Consider the following 17,521-nt stretch of genomic DNA (forward strand, 5'->3'; position numbering starts at 1 on the left):
TCCGAATTGGGGCAAGGAATAGTCGGGGCCGCCGGAGTTTAGCCACAATTGATTTCCGGCTGTCTTGACAGAGTGAATGAGACGCCGATCCATCACGAATGGTCCGGATGCCGCGTATCGATGTCGCTGAGGAACGATACGACGGTTATATGCGAGGTGGTGGCCGTCAGCGCCGCAATCACCAGCACGATGATGCCGACGCCCACATAGCCGGCCGTGCCGATGGCGAAATTGCCGAACAGGGCCGTCGCCTGGTCCGCTTCCGGCGTTGCCAGGTTGACCGAGGACCACCATGCGAAGGCGATGAAAACTGCAATGGCGCTCAATCCTCCGGCTGCGGCCCCTTTCATTCCGGCCAGAAGGAAATGGCGGCGGAACTCCGCGGCGATGAAACGGGCCTCCGCGCCGATGAAATGCAACACCTCGATGACATGGCCGTTGCCCGACATCGCACCACGGGTTGCGAAAATGACCGTCAAGGCCGTGGCCGACAGCATCAGCGCAAGGGCGGCGATGCCGATCGTGACGGTCGTTCGTGCCATGGCCACCAGACGGTCCACCCAGGTGCGATGATCATCAAGGCTCGCATTGGGAATCTTTTCGCCCAGTTCGGCGCGCATGGCGGCGAAATCGGGCGGCGCGGAAGTGTCGAGCGTGACGATGACGAGACGCGGGACAGGAAGCTCTTCTATGTCGAAGCCGGTGCCGAGCCAGGGCTCCAGAAGGCGGGCCGTCGCCTCCGTGCCGATGATGCGAGCCTCGCGCACGCCCGCATAGCCCGATGCGATGCCCCGTGCCTCCGCCAGTGCCGCCTCCATGTCCAGCCCGTCGGCCGGTTTGATCTGGATCGTGGCCTCGCGGGCGATCTGGGTCTGCCACGTGGTGGCCGTGTCGCGCACGAGGGTAACGGCGCCGAGCGTCAGGCAGGACAGGAAGGTCATGATGGCGATGACGAGCACCATGGCCCTGCCGGCCACATTGTCGGGCGGCACGATGGGGGTCGTCTTGCGCCTCGTGCGGGAGGGCAGGCGCAGGCCGGAAACGCCGGCCTTGAGCCGCAGGGCTCCGTCGCGGGCGGCGTCAATCATAGGTTTCGAGCCTTCCGCCCGAAAGGATCATGCGCCGCGCATCGACCTGGTCCATTAGACTGAGATCGTGGGTTGCGATCACCACGGCGGTGCCGAGCCGGTTCAACTCGATAAACAGGCGCAGGAGCCGGCGCGCCAGCGGCGGATCGACATTGCCGGTCGGCTCGTCGGCCAGCAGGATCTGTGGCTGCTCGATGAGGGCACGCGCAATCGCGGCGCGCTGCTTCTCGCCGCCGGAAAGGACAGGGGGCAGCACATGCATCCTGTCGCCCAGGCCGACCCATTTCAGTAGCTCCACGACATCGTCACGATAGCTTGCCTCCTCGCGGCCGCGCACGCGCAGGGGCAAGGCGACATTCTCATAGGTGGTCATATGGTCGAGCAGGCGGAAATCCTGGAAGACCACGCCGATGCGCCGGCGCAGGAGCGGCAATTCGCGGCGCGTGATGCGCGAGCGGTCCTTGCCGAAAATGGTGATGAGGCCTCGGGTCGGCTTCAGCGACATGAAAAGCAGTCGCAGCAATGTGGTCTTGCCGGCACCGGACGGCCCGCTCAGGAACTGGAACGAGCGTTCGGGCAAATGGAAGGATATGTCGCGGAGAATTTCCGGACCCATCCCATATCTGAGACCTACATTCTCGAAGCGAATCACTTGAGACGAACCTGCATGCTTGCGGCGGCCATGCGCATTCCGACCATCGAATGCGCATGGTTAATCAAGGGTTAATTTCGGGGCATCGCCACCGTTGGACGGCGAAGCATCAACCGTTTCGGTTTACTCCGTATCGGCTGACGGCGAAAGGACGATCGCCCCGATGAATGTCCGGGCCAAGGCACGCCCGGTTTCCGGCGAAATCATGGCCGACGCGGCAAATCCCGCCGGTGCCCGGCAAGTCGAATCCATCGATGTGCTCGCCATGAATGGCCGTCTCACCCGCTATTTTCTGGGGACAATGAAAGCCTGCCTCCGCCAGGCGAACGCATTCCCTTCTCCCGTTGTTTTCCTGCCCCTATGGGCGGCGTAAAATCCCTGCGGTTCGTTTTGTGGAGACCGGAAGCCGATGCCGATCGTACGTGGCAAGGATATCGAGGTTCTCTTTTCGGCCTCCGCGATTGCGCGCCGCAATCTGGAACTGGCCAAGGAGATCGCCGAACGCGACTATCGCGACCTTCTGGTCATCTCTGTCCTGAAGGGGTCGTTCATATTCGCCGCCGATCTCATCCGCGCCATGCACGATGTGGGTATATCGCCCGAGGTCGAGTTCATCATGATATCCAGTTACGGCGCCGGTACGACGAGCGGCGAGATCAAGGTGCTGCGCGACATCGACAATGACGTGACGGGCCGCGACATCCTCCTGATCGACGACATATTGGAATCCGGCAAGACGCTGAAATTCACACGCGACCTGATGCTGTCGCGCGGCGCCAATTCGGTTTCCATCGCCGTGCTTCTCGACAAGCATACCCGCCGCCAGGCCGAGTTGAATGCGGATTTCGTCGGTTTCGAGTGCCCGGACTACTTCGTCGTGGGCTACGGCATGGACGTTGCTCATGCCTTCCGCGAACTGCCTTTCGTGGGCATCGTCAAGGGCGATGCGTAGCGCGGGATTCAGTTCCCCGTAACATTTGGCCTGCATAATTGGCGCATGTCTCACTTGCTGATTGTAGAGGACGACGAGTCCGTCCGCACATTCACCGCCCGCGCCCTCGCCGCCGCCGGCCACAAGGTCGAGACCGCGGTCGACGGGGCCGAAGGTCTCAACCGCATCGCGGCCTCCGGAGGCGCATATGACCTCGTCCTGTCCGACATACGCATGCCGGTGATGGACGGGCTCGAAATGGCCGGTACGGCGTCCCGTTCCTATCCGGGCCTGCGCATCCTGATGATGACGGGCTATGCGGAACAGCGCGAGCGGGCAGCCGAACTCGACGGCGCCGTCATCGGCGTCGTCAACAAGCCTTTCACGCTGAAGGAAATACGCGACCGGGTGGCGCAGGCTCTGGCCTGACAAGTTTTCAGCACGCTTATCTCAGGTCGAGCAGCCGCTCCAGATATTCCTTCTCGAGCTCGGGGCTCAACGCATCGCCAAGGCGCCGCCGGATGGCTTCGAGAATCTGACGCGCGCGCTGGATATCGATCTCGTCGGGCACGTCGACCGAATCGCCGAAATCGGGACCGGTGGTAGCGCGCGGCCGGCCGAGCGGATCGCGATCGGAATTCTGCTGCCTGCGGCCCTGCTCGCCGGTGCCCTGGTCGCCCTGCATGGCCTGCTGCATCTGGTTCATCATGTCCTGCGCGCCGCGCCGCAGCGCTTCCAGCGCGCGGCCCTGCTCGCCGGTGGCGCGTTCGCCGTCATTGTCGCCCAGCGCGCCCTCGGCCTCGCCCATCGCCTCGCCGGCCTCGCCGAAACCCTCGCCCGGCTGGATGCCGAGGCCTTCGAGGCCCTGCATCAGTTCCTCGAGCTCGCTCTGCAGCTGACCCTGGCCTTCCTGGAGCCGGCGCATGGCTTCAGCGAATTCCTCAGGCGTCATGCCTTGCCCTTGTTGGCCTTGCCCTTGTTGGCCCTGACCCCGCTGGCCTTGTCCTTGCTGGCCCTGCTGTCCCTGTTGGCCTTGCTGTCCCTGCTGGCGCTGGCCGCGCTGCATCTGGTCGAGGCGGAAAGTCTCGTTCATCGTCTGCTGCTGGCGGCGCATGATGTCGCCGAGCCTGTCCATCTGCTGGCGCATTTCGGATTGCTCTCCGCCGCCCTGCTGCTGTTGCTGCTGGCGGCCCGCCTGCAGATTGTTCATCATGTTTTCGAGTTGCGAGAGCAGTTCCTCGGCCTGATCGCGTGACCCGGATTTGGCCAGGTCCTCGATCTGATCGAGCATGCGCTCGATGTCGCGCTCGGTCATCATCTGACCGTCCTGCGGCATCTGCTGCGAGAATTCGCGGTTCTGCATCGCGCGCTCGGCGAATTCGCGGAGGAATTCCTGCATGGCGTCGCGCAATTCCGCCATCAGGCGGTCGATTTCTTCCTCGCTGGCGCCTCTCTCAAGAGCGTCGCGCAGCGCCTGCTGCGCCTGGCGGAGGCGCTTTTCGGCGGCGCTCAGGTCGCCATCCTCGATATTGAGCGCGATCTCCCACAGGTAATCCACGACATCGCGCAACTGGTCGTCGGTCCCGGCCATGTCGAGGCGCGAATGCGCCGACTGGATGCCGAGGAAATGCGCCATGTTTTCAAAAGTTTCCTCGGGCCAGAGCGTCAGGACCTCGAGAAGCTCCATGACGCGACCCTTCTGGTTCGCGTCGCGCGCCAGCTCGCTTCTCTGTTCCACGACAGCCTTGGCGAGCGGATTGGTAAAGGGCCGCTCCGGCAGGGTGAAGGTCTTTGTCTCGCTCTGTCCGGTCTGCCCGGCATCATCGGTGACTTCCAGCGTCAGCCTGACCTCGCGGCCGGCCCAGGGATGCTCCGTCAGGTCGCGCGAGGTCTTTGCCGCCTTGCTGTCACTGCCGCGGCGGGGCAAGGTCAGCGGCAGTTCGGGTGCTTCATAAAGCGGTCTTGCGTCCGGCGCCTCTTCGACCAGCTCGAACTTTGCGTCGGCGCTTGCCGCGCCGTAATCGTCCTCGATCTCGTATGCCAGTTCCAGCGCGCCATTGACGGCCCGCTGCGGCTCGCCTGCAAAACGGATCGAGGGCGGATTGTCGGGAATGACCGAGAAGGTCCAGCTCTGGAGAGCGCGACCGCCGGCCGAACGCAGGGCGATCGTGCCGTTGTCGGTCAGCATACCGGCGAACTGGCGCGCATTGGAGCCTGTCGCCGCAGCCGGTGCCGCATCAGCTTTCTCCGCGTCCGCCTTCCCGCCTCCGTCGGGCTCTATCGCGCGTTCGTTTCCGGCAGCATCGAGAAATGCCAGCGTCTCGTCGCCTGCCCCGCCGGTGACGCGCACGGTGATTGCACTGTCGGCAGGCACCGTGAAGGTCGGGATGTCCTCGCCGGGCTTCGTCGCCGCGGTCAGGAAGATCGGAGCCCTGCCGGTATAGGCTGGTGGCGTGACCCAGGCGTCGATGCGCGCCGGCACCGCCTCGCGGCCGATATGGGGGCGGAAGGCGTCGCCGATGGTTCCGCCATAGGGGCCGACGGAAAAGGCAAGTGCGGTGACGAGGAAGAGCGCCGCGAGCGCGCGGACGCCCCAAGGGTCGCGAGTGGGCACTCCGGTGCGCGGCAGGTCCGTCCTGAGACCGCCAAGGCGCTCGGCCATGCGCTTCTGGTGTTCCTGCCACAGGGCGGTCGCGAAAGCATCGTCCGAACCGGCAAGGCGGTCCTTCTGCGCGGAAATGGGAGTGTGCTCAAGCGCATTGAAGCGCTCTATCCGGCGATCGACATCGCTCTCCGTCGGCAAGCGGAACAGGCGCCAGGGCCAAAGACAGGCAATGAATGCAAGCCCCAGAAGGCCAAGCATGGCGAAACGCAGCCAGTCCGGCATCATGCGGAAAAGGCCAAACCAGGACAGGCTGAGGAAAAGGCTGGCGACGAGCAGTAGGGGCAGGACAAGCGGCCACAGGCGCTCAAGCAGTATCGCCGCACGCGTCGCCGCGCGCGTACGTCCCAGACGCGAAAGCCATCCGGACGAGAAATGGGGCTTGTCGGAAATCCCGGCCATCAGCTCCTTTGTCGTTGCTGCGCGCAGGCGCGAGGCCGCGCTGTCTCAGACTAGAGAATAGCAACAAACGCGGCGAAGGCGAGGCGACCCCACGAAATAGTGATGACGAGCGTCAGAGCCAGTCCGGTACCGAATCGAGGCCGATGAGCTCCTCATAGGTCTGACGAGGCCGCACCACATGGTAGCGATCACCGTTGACGAGAACCTCGGGCACGAGCAGGCGGGTGTTATAGGTTCCCGACTGCACCGCACCATAGGCGCCGGCCGTGCCGACGGCGATCAGGTCGCCGGACTTCATGGCCGGAAGATCGCGGTCATGGCCGATGAAATCGCCTGTCTCGCAGACGGGACCGACCACATCCACCGTCATGCGCGGCGTGTCCGGCCGCGGCTCCACGACCGGACGGATGGAATGATAGGCGTCGTAAAGCGTCGGGCGGATCAGGTCGTTCATCGCGGCATCGACGATCAGGAAGTTCTTCGCCTCGCCTTCCTTGACATAGATCACCTCGGACACCAGCACGCCCGCATTGCCGGCGATCAGGCGGCCAGGCTCGAAGATGACCTTCACGCCGAGTCGGGTGACATGCTTGCGCACCACCTCGGCATAGGCTTCCGGCAACGGCGGGGCATTGTCGTCATGATACGGAATTCCAAGCCCGCCGCCGAGATCCACATGCTCGATCGCATGGCCATCGGCGCGCAGCATTTCCGTCAGTTCGACAAGCAGGGCGAAAGCATTGTCGAAGGGCTGCAAATCGGTGATCTGGCTGCCGATATGCATGTCGATGCCAATGACGCGGATGCCGGATAGTCCGGCGGCGCGCGCATAGACCTCGCGTGCCCGCTTCAGCGGAATGCCGAATTTGTTCTCCGCCTTGCCGGTGGCGATCTTCCGGTGAGTCTTGGCATCCACGTCGGGATTGATGCGCAGCGAAACCGGCGCTTCGCAGCCGCGGGCCGTCGCGCGTCGTGACAGAAGCTCCAGTTCCGGCTCGGATTCCACGTTGAAGCAGAGGATGCCGGCTTCAAGCGCGAAATCCATCTCGGCCGCCGTCTTGCCGACGCCGGAAAAGAGGATCTTTTCGCCCGGAATGCCGGCCGCCAGGGCGCGGCGCAATTCGCCGCCGGAAACGACGTCGGCGCCTGCACCCTGTTTGGCCAGCGTCTTGAGGACGGCCTGGTTGGAATTCGCCTTCATGGCGTAGCAGACCAGCGCGTCGAGGCCCGAAAACGCTTCGGTGAAGACGCGATAATGCCGTGTCAGCGTTGCGGTGGAATAGCAATAGAAAGGCGTGCCGACCTCGGCTGCGATCCTGGTCAGGGGCACGTCCTCGGCGCAGAGCACGCCGTCACGATATTCGAAATGGTTCACGGACGGACTTTCGAAAAAGGATTACTGGATCAGACCGTCGAGGATGAACGGCCGGTCCCTGACGGGTGGGGCCGGCGTCGGGGGAACCGGTTTCCCCTCGTCCTCGGCCGCTTCCCGGGCGTCGAGCGCGGCCTGATAAGGCGTGTCGAGCGCTGCCTTGCGCCCGCAGCCGGCAAGGCCGGCGGTGGCAGCTAAGGCGAGGATGGTCAGGAGCCGTATGGCCGTCATGGAGCAGTTCCGTTCATGGAAAAACCAGGTTGCCCGCTTTTAGCGGCTTTTGCTTTTCGTTGCACCCCGTGTGAGGCGCTTGCGCCAATATCGGATCTGCCGGCGCACCTCGCCCGGCGCAGTGCCGCCATAGGAAGTGCGGCTCTTCACGGAATTGCCGACCGAGAGGACCGAAAAGACGTCGACCGTGATCGCCGGATTGATGGCCTGAAGCTCTTCCAGGGACAGCTTCTCCAGGCCGCATCTCTTCTCCTCGGCCAGGGCAACGGCGCGGCCGGTCACATGATGGGCCTCGCGGAAAGGCAGGCCCGCCTCGCGCACCAGCCAGTCGGCGAGATCCGTCGCCGTCGAATAGCCGGAGCCGGCAGCCCTCTTCATGGCGGCGGCATTGACTGTCATGTCGCCCACCATGCCGGTCATGGCAGCAATCATCAGGTCGAGCGTTTCGGCGGCGTCAAAGACGGCCTCCTTGTCTTCCTGCATATCCTTGGAATAGGCCAGCGGCAGGCCCTTCATCACCGTCAAAAGGCCGATGAGGTGGCCGTTGACACGGCCCGTCTTGGCGCGGATCAGCTCTGCCGCATCCGGATTCTTCTTCTGCGGCATGATGGACGAGCCGGTCGAGAAGGCATCCGACAGCCGGACGAAGCCGAATTGCGGCGTGGACCAGATCACGATCTCTTCCGCCAGCCGAGACAGGTGCGTGGCGCAGATCGCGGCGATCGACAGGAATTCCAGCGCGAAGTCACGGTCGGACACGCTGTCTATGGAATTGCGGGTCGGCTCGCGGAAGCCGAGCGCCGCAGCGGTCATGTGACGGTCGATGGGAAAGCCGGTGCCGGCAAGTGCGGCCGCACCCAGCGGCGATTCGTCCATGCGCTCAACTGCCGCGCGCACCCGCGAGAGATCGCGACCGAACATCTCGACATAGGCCATGCAGTGATGGCCGAATGTCACCGGCTGCGCGGTTTGCAGATGGGTGAAGCCGGGCATGACAGTTGCGGCATGCTCTTCGGCGCGGTCGAGGAATGCCGCGATCAGCCGCAGGAGGGCGGCTTCAGTCCGCTGCAATTCCTCCTTGACCCAGAGCCGGAAATCAACCGCCACCTGATCGTTGCGCGAGCGGGCCGTGTGCAGCCTGCCGGCTGCCGGTCCGATCAGTTCGGCAAGGCGCGCCTCGACATTCATGTGAATGTCCTCAAGGCGTGTGGAGAAAGCGAATTTTCCGTCCTCTATCTCCCGCAGGATCGTCTTCAGCCCGTCGGCGATCTGCCTTTGATCCTCGGCCGAAATGATGCCCTGTTTCGCCAGCATTTCGGCATGGGCCAGCGATCCGCGGATGTCCTGGGCGTAGAGCTTGCGGTCGAAGCCGATAGAGGCGTTTATCGCTTCCATGATGGCGTCGGGGCCCGAGGCAAATCGTCCACCCCACATGCTGTTGCTGGCTTTTTCGTCGCTCATCGTGATAACCGGCGTCTTGAGAAATTGGTGAAGCGAATGTCGAACGGCAAATGGCATCTTCCGGCTTTCCGCCTGATCGCGCTTGCGGCGGTCGCGGGCGTGGCAGCCGGAGCGATTGCCGTATACGTGAAGGGCGACCTGTCTGGCAACAATGCCCCTGTCACCGCTTCGGTGGACGAAGCCGCCGTGGCCGCCTGCGAGGCGAAGACGGACCTGGCGAAGAAGGCGGGCGATGCCGCCGCAGGGGATGTCGCCGCCATGCTTCGCGCCGATCCGCCCCAGTCGCTCAAAGGTCTCGCCTTCAACGGGCCGGATGGCGCTCCCATGACCGTCGCCGATCTCTCCGGCAAGACGGTGCTCATGAATCTCTGGGCCACCTGGTGCGCGCCCTGCCGCGCCGAGATGCCGGAACTCGACGCTCTACAGAAGGAGCGCGGAGGGGATGATTTCGAGGTGGTGGCGGTCAATGTCGATACCGGCGACGATGAGAAACCGAAGAAGTTCCTTGCCGAGGCCGGGATCGAAAATCTGGGCTATTACCGCGAAAACTCGCTCGTCCTTTTCAACGATCTGAAGAAGCGGGGCCTGGCGCTCGGCCTTCCAGTCACACTGCTGATCGACGGAGAAGGTTGCCTTCTTGCCCATATGAACGGTCCGGCTGCCTGGGCAGGCGACGATGCGAAAAGGCTTGTCGAGGCTGTCGCCGGCGGCTGATCCGGTCAGAAGCGCAGCTTGAAGCTGGCGCTGATCGTCTGCTGCGGCGAGAAATCGACCACATCGGTCGACACGCCGTATCGGGCATTGAAGGTTGTACGGTCGTTGATCGACCAATCGATGCCGGTGCTTGCCACCATGTTGCCGGAGGCACTGGTCGACGCGGCGAACACGTAGTCGTCGCTGCCGTCGTCAATGGTGATGACGCCACCCGAAGTGTGTTTCGTTACCCGCGTCATCTCAAACCCCGCATGCGGACGCAGTTTGCCTGCGGAAGTGACGATCGAAGTGTCGCCTTCCATGCCGAGCGTAAGCTTCATGGTGTCGGTGGATTGGGTGCCGCAGTAACCGGTCGCCGGTCCATCGTAACGTCCAAGGCCGGTCCGCGACAGAGCTGCCTGGCCGTAAGGACGGAAGCGGAAGCGGTCGCGGCGGAATTCGCGGCTGTAGCGGGCGAGACCAAAGACCTGGGTGGCGGCCCGATCCTGATCGGCATGGCCGTAACGGCTGGAATAATCGGAATGGGATGCGCCGAGGGCGAAATCCAGGAAGGTGTGGGCCGTCGTGAACACGCTGCCGTAGAAGGTATTGGATATGTAGCGCGAACGAAGCGAGCCCTCGCCTCCGATACCGGTACGGTCGAAAGCCGTGCCGACCGCATTTCCGACCAGCAGACGCGGCCCCAACCGCGCATCCGCCCCGATCACGAGACCATTGGTGTAGACGGTCGCGAGATGCGGGTCTTGCGCGCGGGCGCTGTCGACCATCACGTCGCCGGCCATCCAGACCGCCAGCCGCCGCGTACGGCGTGCCTTTTCGGGAGCGATATAGTTCTTTGCTTCCAGGGCAGCGCTTTTTTCAGCGTCCTTGCCGTTGAAGCGGATTGCTAAGGAGCTTGAATTCGCGTTGCTACCCCCGGGCCGCAAGGCACGCGTCGTATCCAGACGGTTGTTGACAAGGTCAAGCTGCCGCGTGCGGTTGCTGGCGCCCTTGCCGATCTGTCCGGAGATTGCGGCCTCGATCTTCGTTACGTCGAGCGCGGCAACCTTCTCCTCCGCGGAGACGGGCCACGCGGCAATCGGAAGCAGCAGGATTGCAAGCAATCCCGCGCGCAGCCGCCTTAGAGCCGGTTCCAGCATGATTAAGCCCGCATGCCCAAGTGAGTTGCCTGTGAGTTGCCGAGAGGCGCGCAAGCCTACGCGCCGTGTGCAGTTCTTATCTACCGGCAATTGGCCTCAGGGCCAATCAGTAACAGAGTCTTTCAGTATGAAATTTTTCGTATTCCGCAGAAGTGTTGTCGAACTGCCATAATTCAGCGCGGGCTAATTAAGAGAATTGCGGGCCATACCTAGATAGGCGCGCGGCGGCTGCCCAAGCATCCGCTTGAACATGGTGGTGAAGGCCGGAACGCTGTCATAGCCGAGATCGAGCGCCACGCTGATGACGGGTTCTCCGCTCGTCAATCGCGGCAAGGCCGAGAAAAGGCATGCCTGCTGCCTCCAGGTGGAGAAGCTTAGCCCCGTCTGCCGGGCGAAATTGCGCGTGAAGCTGCGACGGCTCATGGCCAGGGCTTCCGCCCATGAATCGATGGTCGCATGCGGATCAGGCTTTTCGATGAACTTGCGGCAGAGACGCGCCAGGCGCGGCTCCGATGGAAAGGGCAGCGCCAGGGGCCGCTGCTCGAGATTCGGTATCTCCACCAGAAGCAGGTCGAGGACGAGCTTGGACCGTCCCAAGGGTTGCTCGTCCTGCGGAAGGGAGACCGCCTCCATGATCAGGCTGCGCATGAGTTGCGTGAGCGCGAAAACCCGCAATTCCTGCGGCAGGCCTTCGACCGCGTCCGGCGATACATAGACCGATTGCATGCTGACGCTGCCGATCATGTCGACGGCATGGGTGACTCCCGGAGGAATCCACAATGCGTGGCCGGGAGGCACCATCCAGCGTCCCTTCACCGTGGTGACCAGCACGATGCCCCTTTGCGCATGGAGAAGTTGACCACGCGTATGGGTGTGCTCGTTGACCCGGTAGTCGCTCTCATATTCGGTCGCCACAGCAAGGACAGGGCCGGGCGCCTGCTCGAGCCAGGCCAGCCGCAGATGATGCGGCGCGTCAATGCCCGGATATTTGCTGCCTTGTGCTTTTCTCGCCACCGAACTGGCCCATTCGCGAAAGAGAGAGACCAAACCACGAAGGCGGGGCAGAGACAAGAGGCCTATATGCAGGCTCGAAACAGATTTATCGCCTGCCGGAGTCGCAAATCTTGTCCGAGACGAGCCTTTCATCCATGGATGCCCCTGCCAAAGCGCCGACGGCGCCGGGACGCGCGCCCGTCGAGACGACCGTCTTCAGCGTGCTTCTGGCGGTCAGCTTCTGCCACATGCTGAACGACATGATGCAGTCCATGCTGCCGGCGATCTATCCGATGCTGAAGAGGGATTACGATCTCGACTTCTGGCAGATCGGCTTTATCACGCTCACCTTTCAGGTGACCGCCTCGCTGCTGCAACCGCTGGTCGGTCTCTACACGGACAAGCGTCCATTGCCACGTTCTCTGCCGGTAGGCATGGGCTCGACATTCTGCGGCTTGATCCTGCTCTCTTCCGCCCATTCCTATCCGCTGTTGCTTGTCGGCGCGGCCTTCGTCGGCTTCGGCTCGGCGGTCTTTCATCCCGAATCGTCCCGCGTGGCGCGGTTTGCTTCCGGCGGCCGCTACGGTCTGGCGCAATCGCTGTTTCAGGTCGGCGGAAATTTCGGCACAGCGATCGGGCCGCTGCTCGCTGCCTTCATTGTCGTTCCGCACGGCCAGGGTAGCGTCGCCTGGTTTTCGCTCGCTGCTCTTCTGGGTATGTTCGTGCTGTGGCAGGTAGGTAACTGGTACGCCCGGTACCGCATCGCCAATGGCAAGCGCCCGGCTCCTAACCTGACCCGGCCGCTGCCGCGCAGACGTGTCGTCCTGGCGCTTGTGGTTCTGGCCCTGCTGGTCTTCACCAAGAATATCTACATGGCAAGCATCAGCAGCTATTACACCTTCTTCCTGATCGACAAATTCGGCGTTCCGGTGCAGACATCGCAGCTCATGCTCTTCGTGTTCCTCGGCGGCGCGGCGGCCGGCACGATCCTCGGCGGGCCGATCGGAGACAGATTCGGTGCCAAGACGGTGATCTGGTTCTCGATCCTCGGCATCCTGCCTTTCACGCTGGCGCTGCCTTATGTCGATCTGTTCTGGACAGGTATTCTCAGCGCGATCATCGGGCTTATCCTAGCCTCGGCGTTTCCCGCGATCGTCGTTTTCGCGCAGGAACTGGTGCCGGGAAGGGTAGGCCTGATAGCAGGCATCTTCTTCGGCTTCGCCTTCGGCATGGGCGGCCTCGCCGCCGCCGTCCTTGGGGTCGTCGCCGACAAACAGGGCATCGATTTCGTGTATAATGTATGCTCCTATCTGCCTCTGCTGGGGCTGCTGACCATCTTCTTGCCGAATATGCGGCACATGAGGTAGTCAGGAGCCTGCGGATCGAGGAGAGGAGGCGCAGCCCGTGCGTATAGTCGCCGCTACCGCTTTTGCCGTGAGCCTTGGCTTTGCCGCCCAGGCCGCGGAGATCACCATCGACATGCCGGACGAGGTGGAAATCGAGCGAACCGACGCCGCTTATCAATGCGGCGAATTCGAGCTGGCCGTGCAGTACATCAATGCCGGAAGCGTTTCTCTCGCGGTATTCACTGTCGAAGACGAGACGGTCGTTGCCTCGAACGTGATCGCCGCTTCGGGCGCGAAATATGCCGGCGGGCGATATGTCCTTTGGTCGCAGGGATCCGATGCCGATCTCTATGATCTCATGAAGGGCGAGGACGCCGAGCCCGTAAGCTGCTCCGAGAAGAGCTGACCGTCGGCGGATCTCACGGCCGCCGTCCCTGAAATACCGATTCCGGCGGCCGGGCGGAACTTGAGGTCCCGCCCAGCATTCCTGTTATAGTGGTATTTCGAACAGGGGAGGCGAGCGTCATGAGCTTGCGCACGTTCCGCCGCGACAGGATCACCAGGCCGATCTTCAACTGGGCATCCGGCATCATGCCGCCCATTTCGGAGACGGAGCGGGATGCGATCGACGCCGGGACGGTTTGGTGGGATGGCGAGATCTTCACCGGCAATCCCGATTGGGACAAGCTGATGGCCATGCCGCCGGCCAGGCTTTCCGAGGAAGAACAGGCCTTCATGGACGGCCCGGTACGCGAGCTTTGCGCCATGGTCGACGATTGGAAGCTGACCTGGAAGGACCGCGACCTGCCCAAAGAGGTTTGGGACTTCATGCGCGAGAGGAAATTCTTCGGCATGATCATCCCGAAGAAATATGGCGGCCTCGGCTTCTCCAACACTACCCATTCGGAAGTGGTGCGCACGGTCTCATCGGCCAGCGTGGTGGCGGGTGTGACCGTGATGGTGCCGAATTCGCTCGGGCCCGGCGAGCTGCTGATGCATTTCGGCACTGACGAGCAGCGCGACTACTGGCTGCCGCGCCTGGCCGACGGACGCGAAATCCCCTGCTTCGGGCTGACCTCCCCGGACGCAGGCTCGGACGCCGCCGCCATGACCGATACGGGCGTGGTGGAATATGGCCGCTTCGAGGGCAGGAAGGTTCTCGGCGTGCGCCTCAACTTCCACAAGCGCTACATCACGCTGGGCCCCGTCGCCACGGTCATGGGCCTGGCCTTCAAGATGCACGATCCGGAAAACCATCTCGGCCGCGGCGAGGATCTCGGGATCACGGTGGCGCTGCTTCCCACCTCCACGCCCGGTGTTGCCCACGGCGAACGCCACATTCCGCAATTCACCTTCTTCCAGAACGGCCCGCTCTACGGCAAGGACGTGTTCGTGCCGCTCGATCATATACTCGGCGGCGAGAAGCAGATCGGCGAGGGCTGGAAGATGCTGATGACCGCGCTGGCGGCCGGCCGCAGCATCTCCCTTCCCTCGCAATCGGCTGCTGCGGCGGCCATGTGCGCGCGGGTATCTGGCGCCTATGCGCGCATCCGCACCCAGTTTAACGTGCCGCTCGCCCTGTTCGAGGGCATCCAGAAGCCCTTGGCCGACATCGCCGCCAATGCCTATCTGATCGACGCCGCACGCCGGCTGACGCTCGCCGCCCTCGACGAGGGGCACAGGCCGTCGGTCATTTCCGCCATCATGAAATACCACGCCACGGAGCGCATGCGCCGGTCGGTCGAGATGGCGATGGACATCCATGGCGGCAAGGGCATCATCGACGGGCCGAGGAACTATCTCGGCGGCCAACATCGGTCCGTGCCGATCGGCATCACGGTCGAAGGCGCCAATATCCTGACGCGCAACCTGATGATCTTCGGCCAGGGCGCGATCCGCTCGCATCCTTACATGCTGGAAGAGCTTCTGGCGCTTTCCGAAACGGACAAGGAAAAGAGCCTCGACCGTTTCGACAGGCATTTCTGGCGGCATATCGGCCATGCCATCGCCAATACGGGTCGAGCCTTGCTGCGCGGCTGGACAGCGGGCGCGGTCGGCACAGCGCCTGAAAACGCCGCCACGCCTGCGCATTGGAAGCAGCTTTCGCGCTATTCAGCCGCCTTCGCCCTGCTTTCCGATCTCTGCATACTGACGCTGGGCGGCGCGCTCAAGCGCAAGGAGATGATCTCCGCCCGTCTCGGCGACATCCTGGCCGAAATCTACCTGCTTGGAGCGGTGCTGAAGCGTTTCGAGGTGGAAGGGCGGCTGGAGGAGGATCGGCCCATCATCGATTACATCATGCTGCAGGGACAGGGGCGCATCGCAACCGCCTTTGCAGGCGTGCTCGACAATCTTCCCGCCCGCTGGGCGGCCTTCCTGGCGCGCTTCATCGCATTCCCGGCAGGCTTGCCCGATCCGCAGCCCTCCGACAGGCTGACGAGCGAGGTGGCGGAATTGCTGACGAAACCGTCCACGCAGCGCGACCGTCTTTCACCGGATCTCTATCTTGGCGAAGGGCATGGCGAACATGCGCTGAAAGACCTGGAGAAGGCTTTCGCACTGGTTACGGCGATCGCTCCCATCGCCAGGAAATTGCGCGAGGCGAGTGTGAGCGATCCGCGCGAGGCGGTGGAGAAAGGGATCATCACCGCCTCCGAGATGGATCAACTGGCAGAAGCCAAGACGGCCGCCGACCGGGTGATCGCCGTCGACGCATTTCCCATGGAGGAGGTTTCGCCTATCGCCACCCAACACCAGCCCAAGAAGACGGCCCGCCCAAGGCGCGCCACCCAACGCGAGGCAGCGGAATAGCCAGTGTGGCTCAGCGCGTCGGGATCGGCTGATCGCCGCGATAGTCGTAGAAGCCACGGCCGGTCTTGCGGCCGAGCCAGCCTGCCTCGACATATTTCACCAGCAACGGACAGGGCCGGTATTTCGAATCCGCCAGTCCCTCGTAGAGCACCTGCATGATGGACAGGCAGGTGTCGAGGCCGATGAAGTCGGCCAGTTGCAGCGGCCCCATCGGATGATTGGCGCCAAGCTTCATGGCGGTGTCGATCGCCTCGACCGTGCCGACGCCCTCATAAAGGGTGTAGATCGCCTCGTTGATCATCGGCAGCAGGATGCGGTTGACGATGAAGGCCGGGAAATCCTCGGCGACGGTGATCGTTTTGTCGAGACTGGTGACGAAGGCCTTGGCGGCCTCGAAAGTCGTGTCTTCGGTGGCGATGCCGCGAACCACTTCGACGAGCTTCATCACCGGCACCGGATTCATGAAATGGATGCCGATGAAGCGCTCCGGCCGGTCGGTCTGGGCGGCGAGGCGGGTGATCGAGATGGACGAGGTGTTGGTGGCGATCAATGCTTCCGGATTGAGCGCCGGGCAGAGCTGCGCGAAGATCTTGCGCTTGATCGTCTCGTCTTCCGTCGCCGCCTCGATGACAAGGTCGACATCGGCGAGTTCCTCAAAGCTTGCGGCAGGGGTGATGCGGCTCAGGGCCTTCTGCCGCTGCTTGTCCTCGAGCTTTCCCGAAGAGACCTGGCGGGCCATGTTGCCGCTGATCGTGGCGATGCCAGCCTCGATGCGTTCGGCAGAGACGTCATAGAGGCAGACGTCGTAATCCGCCAGAGCGGCGACATGGGCGATGCCGCTTCCCATCTGTCCTGCGCCTATGATCCCGATGCGTCCGATCTTGCCGCTCATGCCCTTGGTTCCCTGCGGCACCTTGGCCGTCAACACTTTTTGCAGTGCAAACTAAATGACCGGAGCGGCACTCGTCCACCCCGGCCATCAAAATTTCATACGCTTTGTTGCGAAGCTGTCAAAGCGCCTTTTCGAGTTCCGGCAGGACGATGAAGAGATCACCGACCAGGCCGTAGTCGGCAACCTGGAAGATAGGCGCTTCCTCGTCCTTGTTGATGGCGACGATGACCTTGGAGTCCTTCATGCCGGCCAAGTGCTGGATGGCGCCGGAAATGCCGCAGGCGATATAGAGGTCGGGCGCCACCACCTTGCCGGTCTGGCCCACCTGCCAGTCATTCGGCGCATAGCCCGCATCGACGGCGGCGCGGGAAGCGCCCACGGCTGCACCCAGCTTGTCGGCCACCGGCAGGATGACCTCCTGGAACTTCTCCGCCGAGCCGAGCGCGCGGCCGCCCGAGATGATGATCTTTGCCGAGGTCAGTTCCGGGCGGTCGCTCTCGGCGATCCTGTTCTCGACAAAAGTGGAAAGACCCGGATCGGCGGCCGCATTGACGGTCTCGACGGAAGCCGCGCCGCCCTCTTCCGCGGCCTGGAAGGTGGAGGTGCGCACGGTGACGACGCGCTTGGGGTCGCTCGATTCCACCGTCTGAATGGCGTTGCCGGCATAGATCGGCCGCTTGAAGGTCTTGCCGTCGACCACCTCGATGACATCCGACACCTGCATGACGTCGAGCAGGGCAGCGACGCGCGGCATGACATTCTTGCCGGTGGTCGTGGCCGGCGCCACGAAAGTGTCGTAGCCGTCGGCCAGCGACACGATCAGGGCT

Annotated in this window: 17 protein-coding genes; 7 read left to right on the forward strand and 10 right to left on the reverse strand. The window is 63.2% G+C overall.

The window, feature by feature from the left end; translation table 11 throughout:
- Positions 1 to 92: 92 nt before the first annotated feature.
- Both L598_RS19225 and ftsE read right to left on the reverse strand, forming a co-directional pair.
- Complete coding sequence (locus L598_RS19225; protein ID WP_144865265.1) at positions 93 to 1,088, reverse strand: ABC transporter permease; 996 nt, start codon at positions 1,086 to 1,088, stop codon at positions 93 to 95.
- Positions 1,081 to 1,740: a cell division ATP-binding protein FtsE gene (gene ftsE, locus L598_RS19230; RefSeq protein WP_144865267.1), complete on the reverse strand. Its 660-nt coding sequence runs from the start codon at positions 1,738 to 1,740 to the stop codon at positions 1,081 to 1,083. The genes L598_RS19225 and ftsE overlap by 8 nt, the downstream gene beginning before the upstream one ends.
- Positions 1,741 to 1,903: 163 nt before the next feature.
- On the opposite strand from ftsE, the gene L598_RS19235 reads away from it, so the two are divergent.
- The 3 genes from L598_RS19235 to L598_RS19245 are packed head-to-tail and all read left to right on the forward strand — an operon-like array spanning position 1,904 to position 3,100.
- The gene (locus tag L598_RS19235) at positions 1,904 to 2,113 is read left to right on the forward strand and encodes a hypothetical protein (protein WP_144865269.1); all 210 of its coding nucleotides are present in this window, start codon (positions 1,904 to 1,906) and stop codon (positions 2,111 to 2,113) included.
- A 36-nt stretch (positions 2,114 to 2,149) separates the two neighbouring features.
- Entirely contained in the window at positions 2,150 to 2,692 is a 543-nt protein-coding gene (hpt, locus tag L598_RS19240; RefSeq protein ID WP_144865271.1) for a hypoxanthine phosphoribosyltransferase, read from the forward strand.
- Positions 2,693 to 2,737: 45 nt separating this feature from the next.
- Positions 2,738 to 3,100: a response regulator gene (locus L598_RS19245; RefSeq protein ID WP_144865273.1), complete on the forward strand. Its 363-nt coding sequence runs from the start codon at positions 2,738 to 2,740 to the stop codon at positions 3,098 to 3,100.
- Between the two features lie 16 nt (positions 3,101 to 3,116).
- Here L598_RS19245 and L598_RS19250 read toward each other — a convergent pair whose 3' ends face one another.
- From L598_RS19250 to argH, 4 genes are all read right to left on the reverse strand, one after another.
- Positions 3,117 to 5,735, reverse strand: a complete 2,619-nt coding sequence (locus tag L598_RS19250) for a TIGR02302 family protein (protein ID WP_144865275.1) — start codon at positions 5,733 to 5,735, stop codon at positions 3,117 to 3,119.
- Positions 5,736 to 5,847: 112 nt separating this feature from the next.
- The gene (lysA, locus tag L598_RS19255) at positions 5,848 to 7,110 is read right to left on the reverse strand and encodes a diaminopimelate decarboxylase (RefSeq protein WP_144865277.1); all 1,263 of its coding nucleotides are present in this window, start codon (positions 7,108 to 7,110) and stop codon (positions 5,848 to 5,850) included.
- 21 nt (positions 7,111 to 7,131) lie between these two features.
- Positions 7,132 to 7,338, reverse strand: coding sequence for a lipoprotein (locus tag L598_RS19260; RefSeq protein ID WP_144865279.1), 207 nt, complete (start codon positions 7,336 to 7,338; stop codon positions 7,132 to 7,134).
- A 39-nt stretch (positions 7,339 to 7,377) separates the two neighbouring features.
- Complete coding sequence (argH, locus tag L598_RS19265; RefSeq protein ID WP_144865281.1) at positions 7,378 to 8,799, reverse strand: argininosuccinate lyase; 1,422 nt, start codon at positions 8,797 to 8,799, stop codon at positions 7,378 to 7,380.
- Positions 8,800 to 8,835: 36 nt separating this feature from the next.
- On the opposite strand from argH, the gene L598_RS19270 reads away from it, so the two are divergent.
- Positions 8,836 to 9,513, forward strand: coding sequence for a TlpA disulfide reductase family protein (locus L598_RS19270; protein WP_144865283.1), 678 nt, complete (start codon positions 8,836 to 8,838; stop codon positions 9,511 to 9,513).
- A 5-nt stretch (positions 9,514 to 9,518) separates the two neighbouring features.
- Here L598_RS19270 and L598_RS19275 read toward each other — a convergent pair whose 3' ends face one another.
- Complete coding sequence (locus L598_RS19275) at positions 9,519 to 10,652, reverse strand: autotransporter outer membrane beta-barrel domain-containing protein (RefSeq protein WP_144865285.1); 1,134 nt, start codon at positions 10,650 to 10,652, stop codon at positions 9,519 to 9,521.
- 183 nt (positions 10,653 to 10,835) lie between these two features.
- Positions 10,836 to 11,630 (reverse strand): helix-turn-helix transcriptional regulator, encoded by a 795-nt coding sequence (locus tag L598_RS19280; protein ID WP_246658838.1) that lies wholly within the window; start codon positions 11,628 to 11,630, stop codon positions 10,836 to 10,838.
- Between the two features lie 170 nt (positions 11,631 to 11,800).
- On the opposite strand from L598_RS19280, the gene L598_RS19285 reads away from it, so the two are divergent.
- The 3 genes from L598_RS19285 (at position 11,801) to L598_RS19295 (ending at position 15,802) form a co-directional block, all read left to right on the forward strand.
- Positions 11,801 to 13,012, forward strand: a complete 1,212-nt coding sequence (locus tag L598_RS19285) for an MFS transporter (protein ID WP_144865318.1) — start codon at positions 11,801 to 11,803, stop codon at positions 13,010 to 13,012.
- Positions 13,013 to 13,124: 112 nt separating this feature from the next.
- Positions 13,125 to 13,397, forward strand: a complete 273-nt coding sequence (locus L598_RS19290) for an MliC family protein (RefSeq protein ID WP_144865320.1) — start codon at positions 13,125 to 13,127, stop codon at positions 13,395 to 13,397.
- An 89-nt stretch (positions 13,398 to 13,486) separates the two neighbouring features.
- Entirely contained in the window at positions 13,487 to 15,802 is a 2,316-nt protein-coding gene (locus L598_RS19295) for an acyl-CoA dehydrogenase (protein WP_281407424.1), read from the forward strand.
- A gap of 10 nt (positions 15,803 to 15,812) precedes the next feature.
- Here L598_RS19295 and L598_RS19300 read toward each other — a convergent pair whose 3' ends face one another.
- Complete coding sequence (locus tag L598_RS19300; RefSeq protein ID WP_144865291.1) at positions 15,813 to 16,694, reverse strand: 3-hydroxybutyryl-CoA dehydrogenase; 882 nt, start codon at positions 16,692 to 16,694, stop codon at positions 15,813 to 15,815.
- A gap of 118 nt (positions 16,695 to 16,812) precedes the next feature.
- The coding region (locus L598_RS19305; protein WP_144865293.1) for an electron transfer flavoprotein subunit alpha/FixB family protein at positions 16,813 to 17,521 on the reverse strand (709 nt) is incomplete at its 5' end.

Source organism: Mesorhizobium sp. J18 (assembly GCF_007829525.1).
Taxonomy (GTDB): Bacteria; Pseudomonadota; Alphaproteobacteria; order Rhizobiales; family Rhizobiaceae; genus VLJP01.

What these genes read in the sequence shown, in the direction of transcription:
- L598_RS19245 (WP_144865273.1), top strand. Translation starts at nt 2,738, where the DNA reads ATGTCTCACTTGCTGATTGTAGAGGACGACGAGTCCGTCCGCACATTC.
- L598_RS19275 (WP_144865285.1), bottom strand. Translation starts at nt 10,652, where the DNA reads ATGCTGGAACCGGCTCTAAGGCGGCTGCGCGCGGGATTGCTTGCAATC.
- L598_RS19300 (WP_144865291.1), bottom strand. Translation starts at nt 16,694, where the DNA reads ATGAGCGGCAAGATCGGACGCATCGGGATCATAGGCGCAGGACAGATG.
- L598_RS19290 (WP_144865320.1), top strand. Translation starts at nt 13,125, where the DNA reads ATGCCGGACGAGGTGGAAATCGAGCGAACCGACGCCGCTTATCAATGC.
- L598_RS19250 (WP_144865275.1), bottom strand. Translation starts at nt 5,735, where the DNA reads ATGGCCGGGATTTCCGACAAGCCCCATTTCTCGTCCGGATGGCTTTCG.
- argH (WP_144865281.1), bottom strand. Translation starts at nt 8,799, where the DNA reads ATGAGCGACGAAAAAGCCAGCAACAGCATGTGGGGTGGACGATTTGCC.
- hpt (WP_144865271.1), top strand. Translation starts at nt 2,150, where the DNA reads ATGCCGATCGTACGTGGCAAGGATATCGAGGTTCTCTTTTCGGCCTCC.
- L598_RS19225 (WP_144865265.1), bottom strand. Translation starts at nt 1,088, where the DNA reads ATGATTGACGCCGCCCGCGACGGAGCCCTGCGGCTCAAGGCCGGCGTT.
- L598_RS19260 (WP_144865279.1), bottom strand. Translation starts at nt 7,338, where the DNA reads ATGACGGCCATACGGCTCCTGACCATCCTCGCCTTAGCTGCCACCGCC.
- L598_RS19270 (WP_144865283.1), top strand. Translation starts at nt 8,836, where the DNA reads ATGTCGAACGGCAAATGGCATCTTCCGGCTTTCCGCCTGATCGCGCTT.
- L598_RS19235 (WP_144865269.1), top strand. Translation starts at nt 1,904, where the DNA reads ATGAATGTCCGGGCCAAGGCACGCCCGGTTTCCGGCGAAATCATGGCC.
- L598_RS19285 (WP_144865318.1), top strand. Translation starts at nt 11,801, where the DNA reads ATGGATGCCCCTGCCAAAGCGCCGACGGCGCCGGGACGCGCGCCCGTC.